The sequence below is a fragment of the Micromonospora sp. WMMD1120 genome (assembly GCF_029626235.1).
Taxonomy (GTDB): Bacteria; Actinomycetota; Actinomycetes; order Mycobacteriales; family Micromonosporaceae; genus Micromonospora.
Genome location: NZ_JARUBO010000005.1, coordinates 6,441,919 through 6,457,368, shown reverse-complemented (window position 1 = coordinate 6,457,368; position 15,450 = coordinate 6,441,919). Strand labels below are relative to the sequence as shown.

2 protein-coding genes (both cut by a window edge) are annotated in these 15,450 nt (G+C 75.3%); both read left to right on the top strand.

Going from position 1 to position 15,450, the window contains the following annotated elements; all coding sequences use genetic code 11:
• Positions 1-12,619, top strand: the 3' portion of a protein-coding gene (locus O7634_RS29145) for an SDR family NAD(P)-dependent oxidoreductase (RefSeq protein WP_278153336.1). It extends 128 nt beyond the left edge of the window; the window shows 12,619 of its 12,747 coding nt (coding positions 129-12,747); its start codon lies beyond the left edge, outside the window; the stop codon is at positions 12,617-12,619.
• Positions 12,616-15,450: the start of an SDR family NAD(P)-dependent oxidoreductase gene (locus tag O7634_RS29140; protein ID WP_278153335.1), read on the top strand. Its footprint extends 8,508 nt past the window's final position; only the first 2,835 of its 11,343 coding nucleotides appear in the window; its start codon is at positions 12,616-12,618; its stop codon lies off the right edge, out of view. Before O7634_RS29145 ends, O7634_RS29140 begins: the two co-directional genes overlap by 4 nt.

Sequence of the window (15,450 nt, the reverse complement as noted above, 5' to 3'; positions counted from 1 at the left end):
ACTGCGTGACCATCTCGGCACCAACCCCTTCGACGGCCGGGAGGACACGCGGGTCCTGCTCGGTGTCACGCACGCCGCACTCGCCGTCGAGGCGTACGTCGCGGCCGGTGGCGACCTGCCGGTCACGGTGGCGGACCTGACGGTCACCGCGCCGGTGCTGCTGCGGCCGGGCGGGCGGGGCTCGATCACCGTCGAGCGCACCGGGCAGCGGTTCGCCGTCCGCTTTCATGCCGACGGGTCCGACACCGAGGTCGCGCACGGGGCGTACCGTCCGGCGCAGGCCGCGCCGCCGCGGGTCGCCGTCGCGGCGACGTCCGGCGAGCCGGTCGGTGAGGACGAGCTGTACGGGTCGGTGAGCACCCGTCGTGGCCCGGCGCTGCGTGCCCTGCGCGCCGCCCGGATCGCGGACGGGCTGGTGACCGGGGCGCTCGCCCGCGGTCCCGAGGACGGCGACAGCACGCTGCCCGCGTCGCTCCTCGACGGCGTGTTCGTCGCCAGCATGGCGCTGCTGGGCGGAACGACGGCGGGCATGTGGGTCCCGATGCTGGTCGAGGCCCTCACCGTGTACGCGGTGCCCGGTCCGTCCTGCCACACGGAGGTCCGGCTGGTCCGGGCCGGCGCGCGGTCCGCCGCCGTCGACGCGGTGCTGCGCGACGAGGACGGGCGCGCGCTCGTCGTCGTCGCTGGACTCACCTACCGCCTCATCGAGGACGCCGTCGCTGGCGGGACGGTGGGGCCGGGACCGGGCCGCGCTCGTCCGGAAGCCCCGTCGACCACCGCCGGGGGTCCGGCACCGGCCGGTCTCCCGGTGACGGCTCCGACTGGGGACGACCTCGCCGGTCGGGTCACCGCGTATCTGCGCGCGGTGGTCGCCCGCGAGACCGGCATCGAGGAGCTGCCGGCCACCGAGACGTTCATGTCGTGCGGTATCGACTCCACCCAGCTCATCACGTTGGTACGGCGCATCGAGGACGACCTCGGTGTGGAGTTGTATCCGACGTTGTTCTTCGAGCAGCAGTGTCTGGCGGAGTTGTCGGCGTACTTCGTCGCGGAGCACGCGTCGGTGGTGGGGGAGCGGTTGCCGGTGTCGGCCCCGCCGGAGCCGGCTTCGTCCGGGTCGGCTTCGTCCGGGTCGGTCCCGCTGGAGCCGGCTTCGGTCCGTGCGGCCGTGCCGCAGCCGGCTCCGGTTCGTGCGGCCGTGTCTGGGCCTTCGGCTGCATCGCGTCCGTCTGGTCTGTCGGGTGCGGTGGCGGTGGTGGGGATGGCGGGGCGGTTCGCGGGTGCGTCGGATGTGGGTGGGTTGTGGGGGAATTTGGTGTCGGGTGTGGATGTGGTGGGGGAGGTGCCGGGGGGTCGGTGGGATTGGCGGTTGTGGTTTGACGTGGATCGGTCGGTGGCGGATCGGTCGTATGGGCGGTGGGGGAGTTTCCTGTCGGGGGTGGACAGGTTTGATGCGGAGTTTTTTGGTGTGTCGCCGCGGGAGGCGGTGTGGCTTGATCCGCAGGTGCGGTTGTTGTTGGAGGTGGCGTACGAGGCGTTCGAGGATGCGGGGTGCGCGGGGCGGATCAGGGGCACCCGCACCGGCGTCTACGTCGGCACCTGCTTCCAGGACTACTGGGCCGAGATCGTCCGCAACCGGGTGCCGCTGCGCGACTACCAGGTCACCAGCAGCGTCGTCTCGGCCATCGCCGGTCGCCTGTCGTACGCGTTCGACCTGCAGGGTCCGAGCGTGCCGGTGGACAACGCGTGCGCGTCGTCGCTGACCGCGTTGCACCTGGCGGTACGCGCGCTGCGGGCGGGCGAGTGCGACACCGCCGTGGTGGCGGGCGTCAACCTCCTGCTCAGCCCGCTGCACCTGATCACGTCGGCGCGTCTCGGCGCGCTGTCCCCGACCGGTCGATGCCGTCCCTTCGGCGCGGGCGCGGACGGTTACGTGCCGGGTGAGGGCGTGGCGACACTGGTGCTGCGCCCCCTGGAGCGGGCGCTCGCCGACGGCGACCGGATCTGGGCCGTGGTGCGCGGGTCGGCGACCAATCATGTGGGGCGGTCGAACAGCCCGACCGCGCCGCGGCCGGAGTTGCAGGCGCGGGTGTTGACCGAGGCGTGGGCCGATGCCGGGGTGTCGCCGGGCGAGCTGGGTCTGCTGGAGGCGCACGGTACCGGCACGCTGTTGGGTGACCCGATCGAGGTGCGGGCGCTGCGTGCCGCGTTCGGTGACGAGGGTCGGCCGGGTGGTTGCGTGCTCGGGTCGGTGAAGGCGAATCTCGGGCACCTGGAGGCGGCGGCCGGTGTCGCCGGGGTGATGCGGGCCATCCTGTCGCTGCGCAACGAGATGATCCCGGCGATGCCGGGCGGGGGGCAGCTCAATCCGTTCCTCGATCTGGAGGGTTCGCCGTTCCTCGTCAACACCGAGGCGGTGCCGTGGCCGGCGGTCGAGGGGAGCGTCCGCCGCGCCGGGATCAGCTCGTTCGGCGTCTCCGGCAGCAACACGCACGTGGTGATCGAGGAGCCGCCGCGTACGCCCGTCCCGCGGCGGCCGGAGGGTGGGCAGTTGCTTGTCGTGTCGGCGCGGACCGCCGAGCGGTTGACGGCGCACTGCGGGCGGCTGGCGGAGGCGTTGCGCGCGAGCCGGCCGCACCTGGCCGATGTGGCCTGGACGTTGCAGACGGGCCGGGAGGCGTTCGCGCACCGCGCCGCGATCTGGGCCGAGACCCTCGACGAGGCGGTGGCCGCCCTCGACGTCCTCGCCGACGGGCGGGAACCGGACGGCGGGTGGACGGGCAGCGTTCCGGACGGAGCCGAGCCGGAGCGGGTGAGCGTCCGGCCGGGAGACGATCCCCGGCGGTGGGCTCCGGCCTGGGCCGGCGGGGCCGACGTCGACTGGGCGCCGGCCTGGCCCACCCCGCACCCGCCGCTGGCGGAGCTGCCCAGCTATCCGTTCCGCCCGGACCGCTACCCACTGCCCGACGGTTTCGGCAGCCGCCCCGACACGCCCGTCCAGACCGCTCCGTCCGCCGGCACGGCCCAACCGCCGGTGCATCTGCTGGAGGTCACCGAGGAACCTCTCGCCGTCCCGGCCGGCCCGCCGCCGGCCCGCCTGCTGCTGGTGGCTGCCGCCGCGGACCTGCCGGCCGCCCGCGCGGCGCTCGACCCCACGCTGGCGGCGGACCTGCACCGGCTGGAGGTCCCGCACCTGGTGGACCGGTGCGTCGAACAGGGCGTCGACACCGTTCTCTGCCTGCTGCCCACCGCCGTCGCGACGATCGACAATCTGGAACACGCCCCGCTGGAGACCGCCGTCCGGCCGCTGCTCGGGCTGGTCGGCGAGCTGGCCCGCCGGGTCGGCCCGGCGCCGGCCCGCGTGGTGGTGGTCGGTCACCCGGACGACCCGTACGCCGCGGCCCTCGCCGGCCTCGGCCGGTCGCTGCGGGTCGCCGCGCCGCACCTCGCCCTCACCGTCGCCGGCATCGCCGACGCCGACACCACCGCGCGGGTCCGGGCCGGCGCCGGCCTGTGCGCGTTCCGCGACCTGGTCGAGGTTCGACGGGTGGACGGTCGGTGGACCCGCCCGGGTATGCGCGAGGCCCAGGACACCGGCGAGCGCACCGCCCTCCGCGACGGTGCTGTCGTCCTCGTCGCCGGTGGCCTCGGCGGCCTCGGCCTGGCGGTCGCCGAACGGCTGGCCGTTACCCACCGGGCACGGCTCGTCCTGACCGGCCGGTCGCCGGCCGCCCCCGACACCGACGCGCGACTCGCCGCCCTGCGGGAGGCCGGCGCGGCGGACGCCGTCTACTGGCCCGCCGACCTCACCGACCGCGCGGCGCTGACGGAGCTGGTCCGGCGGGTCCGGGACCGGTTCGGCGCGGTGCACGCCGTGGTGCACAGCGCGGGGACGCTCGACGGTCGCGGCCTGCCCGACAAGGACTGGCCCGACCTGCGGGCGGTGCTCGCCCCCAAGCTCGTCGGGCTGCCGCTACTGGACGCGGTCACGGCCGACGAGCCACTCGACCTGTTCGTCGTCTTCTCCTCCGCGTCCGCGCTCCTCGGTGACCTCGGGCAGGGCGACTACGCGGTCGCCAACCGGTTCGCCGACGAGTTCGCCCGGTGGCGGGAGCGGCGGCGCCGCCCGGGCCGGACGGTCGTCGTCGACTGGGGACTGTGGCGCGACGGCGGGATGCGCCTGGACGGGGCCGAGGAGCTGTACCTGCGCACTGCCGGCCTGGAATACCTCGACCGGCGGTCCGGCCTGGACGCGTTCGAGGAGGTGCTGCGGCGCGGGCTCGGCCGGGCGCTGGTCCTGGCCGGCCCCCGGGCCTCCGTGGACCGGGTCGCCGACCTGCTGACCGTCGCCGACCCGGCCGCCGCCGACCCGGACGACACCACCCGGCTGTACGACGACCTGCGCCTGCTCGCCGCCGAGGTGCTGGAGACCGACCCCGCCCACATCCAGTCCCACGAGAGCCTGAACGACCACGGCTTCGACTCGATCAGCATCCGGGATCTCGCCGACCGGGTCGGCGCGCTGCTGGGCGTCCGGCTGTCGGCGACCGTCTTCTTCACCTCCGGCACCCTGGCCGGCGTCGTCGAGCACCTCCGTACCACGTACCCGGACGCGGTGGCGGCCCACCGCGCCGGTCAGGGCCCGCCGCCGGTCCCGGCCCGAGCGCACGCCCCAGGGTCACACGCGGTTTTCGGGTCAGCGCCGACCGCGTCGCCGGCTCCGCTGCCCGCGTCGCCTGCCGAGCCAGCGCCGGCTGCCGTGTCCGCGTCGCCCGCCGTGCCCGTCTCGCCTGCCGCGCCGTCGCCCGTGTCCGTGGTGGCGGCCCCGCCCGTCGGATCGGCAGGTGTCGCCGAGCCGATCGCCGTGGTGGGCATGGCCGGCGTCCTGCCCGGGGCCGGCGACCTGGACGAGTTCTGGGCGCACCTGGTCGCCGGCCGGGACCAGGTGACCGAGGTGCCGCCGGAGCGGTGGGACTGGCGCTCGGTCTTCTCCACCGATCCCCTCGCCGTCGGCCGCACCCGGTCCCGGTGGGGCGGCTTCCTCGACGGCGTGGACCGGTTCGACGCGCCGTTCTTCCGCGTCTCGCCCCGCGAGGCCGAGCTGATGGACCCGCAGCAACGGCTGCTCCTCCAGGTCGCCTGGTCCGCCGTCGAGGACGCGGGCTGGCGGATGTCGGCGCTGGCCGGCAGGCGGGTCGGCGTGTACGTCGGCGCGCAGTTCACCGACTACCACGACCTGCTGCGGCAGGCGGGTGTGCGGCGGGTGCAGGTGGGCACCGGGAACGTGCTGAACATGCTGGCCAACCGGCTCTCCTTCACGTTCGACCTGCGCGGGCCGAGCGAGACGGTGGACACGGCGTGCTCGTCGTCACTGGTCGCCGTGGACCGGGCGGTGGCCGCGCTGCACCGGGGCGACTGCGAGTCGGCGGTCGTCGGTGGCGTCAGCCTGATGCTCGACCCGTACTACTACGTGCTCGCCAACGAGGCGGGCGCGTTCTCCCCGACCGGACGGTGCCACTCCTTCGACGCGGCGGCCGACGGCTACGTCCGTGGCGAGGGCGTGCTCGCCGTCGTCCTCAAGCCGCTCAGCGCGGCGATCCGCGACGGTGACCAGGTGCACGCCGTGCTGCGCGGCTCCGCTGTGAACCACGGCGGGCGGGCCAGCTCGCTCACCGCGCCGAACCTGGAGGCCCAGGCCGAGGTGGTCACCACCGCCTGGGCGCGCGCGGGCGTCGACCCCACCACCATCTCCTACCTGGAGGCGCACGGCACCGGCACATCGCTCGGCGACCCCATCGAGTACGACGGCCTGCGTCGCGCCGTCGACACGTGGTCGCGGACGACCGGCCGACCGGTGCCGGACGCACCCTGGTGCGCGCTCGGCACCGTCAAGACGCACATCGGCCACCTCGAACCGGCCGCCGGCCTGGCCGGGCTGGTCACCGTGGCGCTGGCGCTGCGACGGGGTGTGCTCCCCGGCATGCTGCACCAACGGTCGGCGAACCCGCTGCTGGACCTGGACACCGGCCCGTTCCGGCTGCACGACCGGACGACGCCGTGGCCGACGGCGGACGGCGTTCCCCGTCGCGCCGGTGTCTCCTCCTTCGGATTCGGCGGCACGAACGCCCACGTGGTGCTGGAGGAGGCCCGGACCGCACCGCCTCGCGTACCCTCCCCGTCCCGGCCGCAGGTGATCGTCCTCTCCGCCCGGGACGAGCCGCGCCTGCGGGCGTACGCCGGGCGGCTCGCCGCGGCGCTGCGGGCCACCGCGCCGGCCGCCCCGCCGGACCTGGACGCCCTCCGCCAGGCGGTCGCCGACCTGCTCGGCGTCGCCGCCGACGACATCGACACCGGCAGCACGCCGGCCGACCTCGCGCTGGACGCGTTCGCCCGGACGGCGCTGGCCGCGCGGCTCGGCGTGGCGGTCGGTGACATCGACCCCGGCCGTCCGCTGTCCGAGCTGGTCCCCGTCGACGCGCCGGCCCCGGACGCCCGGCCCGCGCTGGCCGACGTGGCCTTCACCCTGCAGACCGGCCGCGAGCCGATGGCGCAGCGGATCGCCGTGGTCACCAGCGACCTGGACCACCTGGTCGAGGTCCTGGCGGCGTACGCGTCCGGCGGCGGACCGGCCGGTCTGCGGCAGGGACGTGCCGACGCCACCGACGACCTCGCCGAGGCCCTGGTGTCCGGTCCGGCCGGGCGGGCGTACCTGGCGGCGCTCGTCGCGCAGGGCGAGTGGCGGCAGCTCGCGACCCTGTGGACCCGTGGTGTCGACGTCGACTGGGCGGCGGCGCACCAGGGAGCCGGGCGGCGCGTCTCGCTGCCCACGTACCCGTTCGAGCCGCAACGGCACTGGTTCACCGACGCGCCGGCGACGCCCGTCGAGCCGACGCCGGAGGCTGTCCTGCCGCAGCTCTGCACGCCGGTGTGGACGCCGGCCGAGGAGCCCGAGGGCGTCGACAGCGCGCCCACCGGGCCAGTGTGGATCATGCATGACGCGGACACCGCCCGGCTCGCCGAGGCGTTGTCCGCCGGTCGTGACGCCCGCCTGGTCCGAGCCGACGCCGAGCGGGCGCCCGACGACGCCACCGAACCGACCGGCGTCTACCTGCTCTGCGCCCCGAGCGGGCCGGTCACCCCGGAGCGGGTCGACAGCGCCCAGCGCGACGGCGTGCTGGCCCTGCACCGGCTGGTCCGGACGCTGGACCGGCGCGGTCTCGGCGGGCGGCCACTGTGGATCTGTGTGGTCACCGTCGGGGTCTGCCCGGTCGACGACGCCGTCCCGGCACCGCTCGCCGCCGGCCTGCACGCGCTGGCCGGCACCGTGGCCCGGGAGTATCCCGCCTGGCGGGTCCGCGTCGCCGACCTGGCCGCCGCCGACGTGGCCGCGCCGCCCGCCGTGGTGTCCCGGCTCGTGGACCCGGCCCGCATCCCGACGTCCGGGCCGGCCGGCGTGGCAGTCCTGCACCGCGACCGCTGGTACCTGAGAGGCTTCCGACCGGTCCAGGGCGTCGCCGTCCCCGACAACCCGCCGGTGCCACGACCGGGTGGCGTCTACGTGATCCTGGGCGGGGCGGGTGGCGTCGGCGGCGTCCTCGCCCAGCACCTCGCCGCCGCCGGGTCGACGGTCGTGCTGCTCGGTCGCGGTCAGCTCGGCGACCGCCAGCGGCAGGCCATCGCCGAGATCGACAGGCGCGGCGGGACCGGCGTCTACCTGCGGGCCGACGCCGACGACCCGGCCGCGCTGCGCGCCGCCAAGCGGGAGATCGTCGAACGGTTCGGCGCGGTGCACGGCATCGTGCACTCGGCGATCGTGCTGGGCGACCAGACGTTGCGGGCGATGGACGAGGACGCGTTCCGCGCCGTGCTCGCGCCCAAGACGCGCGGCAGCGTCGCGTTCTGCGCGGAGTTCGCCGACCAGCCGCTCGACTTCGTGCTGTTCTTCTCGTCGGTGCAGTCCTTCGTGGGCAACGGCGGTCAGGGCAACTACGCCGCCGCGTGCGCCTTCCAGGACGCGTACGGACGGCACCTGCGCGCGCTCGGCCATCCGGTGACGGTGCTCAACTGGGGGTACTGGGGCAGCGTCGGGGTGGTGGCCGATCCGGCGTACCGGCAGCGGCTCGCCGCCGAGGGCGTGCACTCCATCGAGCCACCCGAGGGCCTGGCCACGATGCGCCTCGCGCTGGGCGCCGCGCTCCCGCAGTTGGTGGCCGTCCGGGCGGAGCCGGCGGTGCTGCGCGACACGCTGCCCACGGTGGCGGAGCCCGTCCTGGTGCCGGGCGTGCCCGCGGCCGGCGTACCCGCGTCGGGGTTGGACACCGACGTCCCGGAGCCCGACCACGCCGCGCTGGCGGTCCTGGCCGGCGGGTGGCAGGAGTTGGAGCGCTACTGCGCCGACCTGGTGGCCGGTCTGCTGCGCGACGCCGGCCTGCTGCCGACGCCGGGCACGGCGGTGCCGGTGGCCCAGGTGCGGGCGCTGGCGACCCCCGGTCAGGTACGCCTCGTCGACGCCCTCCTCGCCGCGCTCGCCGACGCGGGCCGGGTACGGCGCGACGGCGACCTGCTCCGGCCGGGACCCGATGCCGCCGAGCGCCGGTTGGACGACCTGCCGGGGCGGGCGGCGGACATCCTGGCCCGGCATCCCGCCCTGACGCCGTACCTGCGGCTGTTGGACGCGGTGTGGCCGCGCTACCGGGATCTGCTGGCCGGGCGCGTGACACCGCAGGAGGCGCTGTTCCCCGACGGCCGGGACGACCTGCTGGCCCCGGTGTACGCGGGCGACCAGGTCGCCGACCACGCCAACGCGCTCACCGCCTGGGCCGTCGCCCGCTTCGTCGCGGCGGTGCCCCGGGACGCGGACCGGCCGGTCGCCGTGCTGGAGATCGGCGCCGGCACCGGCGCCACCACCCGCCGGGTGCTGGCGGCCGTCGACGCCGCTGTGGAGTACCACCACACCGACGTGTCCGCCGCCTTCGTCCGGCAGGGTGAGCAGCGGTTCGCCGGTGACCCCCGGGTGCGCTGCCGGCAGTTGGACATCGAACACGACCCCGCCGCGCAGGGCTTCCCGGTCGCCGGGTTCGACGTGGTGCTGGCCGCGAACGTCCTGCACGCCACCGCCGACGTGGCGGTCACGCTGGGCAACGCCAAGCGGTTGCTGCGGCCGGGCGGCTGCCTGGTGGTCAACGAGGGGACCCACGACCGGCTGTACGCCACGCTGACGTTCGGCCTGCTGGACGGCTGGTGGCGGCACGACGACCGGGACCGGCGGCTGCCGCACTCGCCGCTGCTGGACCGGGACGCCTGGCGGGAGGCCCTGCACGGGGCCGGGTTCGAGCACGTCCGGTCCTGGGACGTCGTCCACCAGAGCGTCCTCGCGGCCCGGAGCGACGGGTTCGTACCTCTGGGGGTGGACCGGCCGGCACCGACGACCCCGGCGGACGTGCCCGCCGCACCGACACCGGCGGATGTGGCCGCCGCACCGGCGGCCCGACCGGACGGGGTGGGCGACCGGGTGGCCGCCGTCTTCGCCGACGTGCTCGGCCTGGACCCGGACACGCTCGACCGGGAGGTGGCGCACACCGACCTCGGCGTGGACTCGGTCGTCGCCATCCAGGTGGTGAACCGGCTCAACCACGATCTCGGCGTCGCCCTGCACCCCACCGACATGTTCAGCCACCCGACGATCACCGCGCTCACCGCGCACGTCACCGCGCGCCACGGCGCGGCCCTGCGCCCGCCGCCCAAAACCCCGCCGGTGGGTACGCCGGCGGCGGGCACCCCCGCGCCCGCGCCGCCGCCGGTGACCAGCCCCGCTCCCGCCGTGGCCGATCCCGCCCCGGCGGCGGCGACCCCCGGCCCCACGGCGGACCGGCCCGAGATCGCCGTGATCGGCATGTCGGCCCGCTTCCCGGACGCCCCGAACCTGGACCGGTTCTGGCGCAACCTGGTCGACGGACGCAGCGCGGTACGGGAGGTGACCCGCTGGCCGGCCGAGCAGTTCTACGACCCCGACCCGCGCCGGACCGACCGCAGCTACAGCCGGTGGGGAGCGCTGCTCGACGACGTGGACCGGTTCGACCCGCTGTTCTTCGCCATCTCGCCGAAGGAAGCCGAACGGATGGACCCGCAGCAGCGGCTGCTGCTGGAGGAGACCTGGCGGGCGGTGGAGGACGCCGGTTACGCACGCGAGGACCTGGCCGGCAGCCGCTGCGGCGTGTACGTCGGCTACAACGGCAACGACTACCTGCGGACGGTGGAGGCGACCGAGCCGCTGAGCGCGCACGCCTTCCTCGGCAACAGCGAGGCCATCCTCGCCGCCCGCCTGTCCTACCTGTGGGACCTGCGAGGTCCGTGCATCACCGTCAACACCGCCTGCTCGTCGTCGTTGACCGCCCTGCACCTGGCCGCCGAGGCGCTGCGCTCGGGCGAGGTGGACACCGCCGTCGTGGCCGGGGTCATGGTGATGAACACGCCACTCTTCTACCACCTCGCCAGCCGGGCGCAGATGCTCTCGCCGACCGGGGCCTGCCACACCTTCGACGCCGCGGCGGACGGCTTCGTGCCGGGCGAGGGCGTCGGCGTCGTCGTCCTCAAGCGGCTGGACGCCGCGCTGCGTGACAGGGACCACGTGCACGCCGTCGTCGTCGGCTCCGGGCTCAACCAGGACGGGCAGACCAACGGCATCACCGCGCCGAACGGCGCGGCGCAGACGGCGTTGGAGACCGAGGTGTACGACCGGTTCGGCGTACGCCCGGATCGGATCGGCTACGTGGAGGCGCACGGGACGGGCACCCGGCTCGGTGACCCGATCGAGGTGGCCGCGCTGACCGAGGCGTTCCGCCGGCACACCGACCGCACCGGGTTCTGCGCGATCGGGTCGGTCAAGACCAACATCGGGCACACCCTCGCGACCGCCGGCATGGCCGGCCTGATCAAGCTCATCCTCTGCGTCCGGGAGGGGATGCACGTGCCGTCGCTGAACTTCCGCGAGGGCAACGACCTCATCGGCCTGCCGGACACCCCGTTCTACGTCCCCACCCGGGCGCAGCCGTGGCACGAGCCGGACGGCCCCCGCTACGGCGCGGTGAGCGCCTTCGGCTTCAGCGGCACGAACGCGCACGTCGTCGTCCGGGAGGCGGTCGAGGCCGCCGCGCCGGCCGAGCCGTCGGCCCGGCCGGCGTACCTCGTCGGCCTCTCCGGTCACACCGACCGGGCGCTGCGGGACCGCGTGGGCGACCTGCTGCGGTGGCTGGAGTCCCGGCCCACCAGGCCGGAGATCCGCGACGTTGCCTTCACCACGCTGGTCGGGCGGGCACACCACCGGCGTCGGGCGGCCTGGGTGGTCACCGACACCGGCGGGCTCGTCGACGGCCTGCGCTCCTGGCTGGCCGGTGACCCGGACGGGCAGCCGGCGCGCCCGCTGCCGGCCGAGACCGCGCGGCGGATGTGCGACGCGTCCGACCCGGACCTCACGGACGCGCTCACCGCGCTGGCCGCCGGCTACCGGGCCGGCGCCGACCCGTCGTGGCGACGGCTGTTCGCGGCGGAGCGGTGCCGTCGACTGCCGCTGCCGACCTACCCGTTCGCCGGCCAGCGGTACGGGCTCGACCCGGCCGTCACCCGGTCGGGCGTCGACGACAGCGCGGGGCACGCGGCGTCCCGCGCCGACGACGGCGTGCACCCGATGATCTCCGCGCTCGCCGATCCGACCGGACGACCGGTCACAGTGGACCTGACCGGCGCCGAGTTCTACGTCCGGGACCACGTCGTGGCCGGCACACCGACGCTACCCGGGGCCGCCGTGCTCGAACTGGCCCGCGTCGCCGGGGAGATGGCGGCCGGCGCGCCGGTGGTGGGGCTTCGCCGGATCACCTGGACCCGCGCCGTCACCGTGGACCGACCACGCGTCCTGCACGTCGGTGTGACGCCGACCGCGCGCCCCGGCGTGCTGGACGTCGCGATCCGGGACCCGGAGGAGGCGGACGGCTCCGGCCCGTACGCGACCGGGCAGGTCGTCGTCGCCCCCGACGAGGCCGGAGCACGGCCCGAAGCGGTCGACCTCCACGCCGTCCGGGGGCGCTGCGCCCGGCGCGTCGACGGCGCCGACCTCTACCGCAGCTTCGCCGACGCCGGCATCCGCTACGGCCACACCTTCCAGACCATCCGCGCGCTGCACTGCGCCGACGACGAGGTGTTGGCCGAGCTGGCGCTGCCGGACGGGACCCCCACCACCGGGCTCCGCCTACACCCCTGCCTGCTCGACGGGGGCATGCAGGCCATCTCGGGCCTGTTCCCGGCCGCGGCGGCGTGGACGGCCGGTCCGCGGATTCCGTTCACCATCGGCCGGGTCGAGGCGCACGCCGACACCGCGCACGTCCGCTACGCCCACGTCACGCCGGTCGCCGAACGGTCCCGCTTCGTCGTCACGCTGCTCGACGACAGCGGTACGCCGCTGGTGACGCTCGGCGACGTGGTGCTGCGGCCGGTCGGCCGGAAACCCGTGGCGGAACCGCCACCGAGGGTGCCGGACGAGGAACGCCTCACCGAGATGCTGCGGCGGTTGCACGCCGGCCAGGCCGAGGTGCACGAGGTCAAGCGGGAGTGGGAGACGTTGTCGTGAACGCTGAGCCGCAGACTGTGGACGAGGTGCTGCACCGCGTACGCGCCGGCGAGCTGACCCCGGAGCAGGCGCTGCCGCTGCTCCGGAGGTTGGCCGCCGGCACCGACGACCTGGTCCGGCTCCGGCAGGTCTGGGAGCCGGCGCCGGTGGTGGCGACCCCGGGCCGTCGTCTCAAGCACGTGGTCCTGCTCGGCGGCGGAGCGCCGCGGGTGGCCGCTGGGGCGTGGCCGGTCGACCGGCTGTCCGTCGTCGAGGCCACCACCGACGAGGACGAGGCGGATCGGCACTGGACGGACCTGTGCGCCCACGGTGTCCCCGACGCCGTGGTCCACGTCGGTGCCCTGGACACGTCCGGCGACCACCCGCCACGCCCGGAGCAGGTCGACAGCGACGTCACGCCGCTGCTCTGCCTGCTGCGCGCGGCAGCGCGGACGCCGTCGGACCGTCCGGTCCCGGTCGTCGTCGCGCACCCGGGGTCGGTGGTCGGTGCCGCCGTGGGCGGCTTGGCGCGCTCCGCCGCCCGGGAGTGTGGTTGGCTGCGCCCCCGGGTCGTCGACGTCGGCGCGCTGCGCGGTGACGCGCTCGCCGCGGCGCTGTGGCCGGAACTGGTCGCTGCGGACCCGGCCGTCGAGGTGCGGTTCGGCGTCGCGGGCCGGGAGGCGCTGGGATACCGGCGGGCGCCGGTCGGGAACGCGGGTCCGGCCGTCGTGTCGACCGGCGACGTGTACGTGGTCTCCGGTGGGCTGGGTGGGCTGGGCCGCCCGGTGGTCGAGGCGCTGGTCGGCTCCGGCGCGCGGGTCGCCGTGCTCGGTCGCTCCGAGCCGGACGCGGCGGCCCGCCGGTGGCTGGCCGAGCAGGGCGGGTCGGTGCTGTTCGTGCGTACCGACGTGTCGGTCCGCGCGGACGTGATCGCCGCTGTCGGGTCGGTGCGGGAGCGGTTCGGCCGGGTCGACGGCGTGGTGCACTCCGCCGGCGTGAACGCCGACGGGTGGTTGCGGGACAAGTCGGTCGCCGCGTTCCGGTCGGTGCTGGCGGCGAAGGTGTGGGGGGCGGTGTGGCTGGACGAGGCCACCGCCGCCGACGACCTGAAGGTCTTCGTCGGGTTCTCCTCGGTGGCGGGGCTGGTGGGCAACGCCGGCCAGTGCGACTACGCGTACGGCAACCGGTTCCTGGACGAGTTCGCGCGCTGGCGGACCGGCCGGCGGCCGGGGCGCAGCGTGTCGGTGGCGTGGCCCTACTGGGCCGACGGTGGAATGCGGATCGACGAGGCCACCCAACGGCTGATGCGCGGTGTCGCCGGCATCCGGCCGATCCACGCCGCCGAGGGCGTCGCGATGTTCTGGCGCGCGCTCGCGGCCGACGAGGCGCTCTTCGTCGAGCTGCACGGGGACGAGGACCGCATCCTGCGGACCTTCGCGGCGACCGCCGGCGTACGCGCGCCGGCCAGCGCCGACCCGACCGGTACGGACACCGACGCCGACGCGTCCGGCCGGCTGCTCGAGCGGGTCCGCGCGGACCTGCTCGCGGCGATCCACACCGTCCTGGACGTCGATCCCGCCGACGTTGACCTCGACGCACACCTCAGCGAGTTCGGCTTCGACTCGATCTCCTTCACCGAGCTGGCGAACGTGCTGAACGAGCAGCTGGGGCTGGACCTGTTGCCGTCGGTCTTCTTCGAGTACCCGACGCTCGCGGCGTTCGCCGACCATCTGCTCCGCGAGCACGCCGACCAGCTCCGCGACCACTACGGCGCCGCGCCGCCGCCCGCCCCGGTGTCGGCGCCCGCCCCGCCGTCCGCTCCGGCGCCCGTCGTGGCGGCCGACCGCGAGCCTGCACCGCCGGTGGCGACGCCCGGCGACGCGGTGGCCATCGTGGGTCTGGCCGGGGTCTTTCCCGGCGGGAACGAGGCGGAGGGCTTCTTCGCCGACCTGGCCGCCGGCCGGGACCTGGTCGGCGAGGTGCCCGCGAACCGCTGGGACTGGCGGCGCTGGTACGGCGACCCGTGGACCGGTGGCGACCGTACCCCGGTGCGGTGGGGCGCCTTCCTGTCCGACGTGGACCGTTTCGACCCGCGCTTCTTCGGCATCTCGGCGGTCGAGGCCGATCTGATGGACCCGCAGCAGCGGGTGTTCCTGGAGACGGTGTGGCGGGTGATCGAGGACGCCGGTTACCGGGCCTCGGACCTGGCCGGCACCGACACCGGGCTGTTCGTCGGCGTGGGCGGGATGGACTACCTGGAGTTGATGCTGGCCGGCGGGCGGGGCCTGCAACCGCACACGCCCACCGGCATCGCGCACTCCGTGCTGGCCAACCGGGTGTCGTTCCTGTTGGACCTGCACGGGCCGAGTGAGCCGGTGGACACCGCGTGTTCGGCGTCGTTGGTGGCGGTGCACCGGGCGGTGGCCAGCATCCAGCGTGGCGAGTGCGGCGCGGCCATCGCCGGTGGTGTCAACGTCATGGCCACCCCCACCGCGCACATCGCGTTCACCCAGGCCGGGATGTTGGCGTCGGACGGTCGGTGCAAGGTGTTCGACGCCGCGGCTGATGGTTACGTGCGGGGTGAGGGTTGTGGGGCGGTGTTGCTCAAGCCTCTCCATCGGGCGGTGGCTGATGGTGATCACGTGTATGCGGTGGTCCGGGGTAGCGCGGTGAATCATGGTGGTCGGGCGGCGTCGTTGACGGCGCCGAACACGGCGGCGCAGGCGCGGTTGGTCGTGCGGGCGTGGGAGCGCTCGGGTCTGGATCCGGCGTCGTGTTCGTTCGTGGAGACGCACGGCACGGGTACGGCGTTGGGTGATCCGATCGAGACGACCGCGCTGACGCGGGCGTTC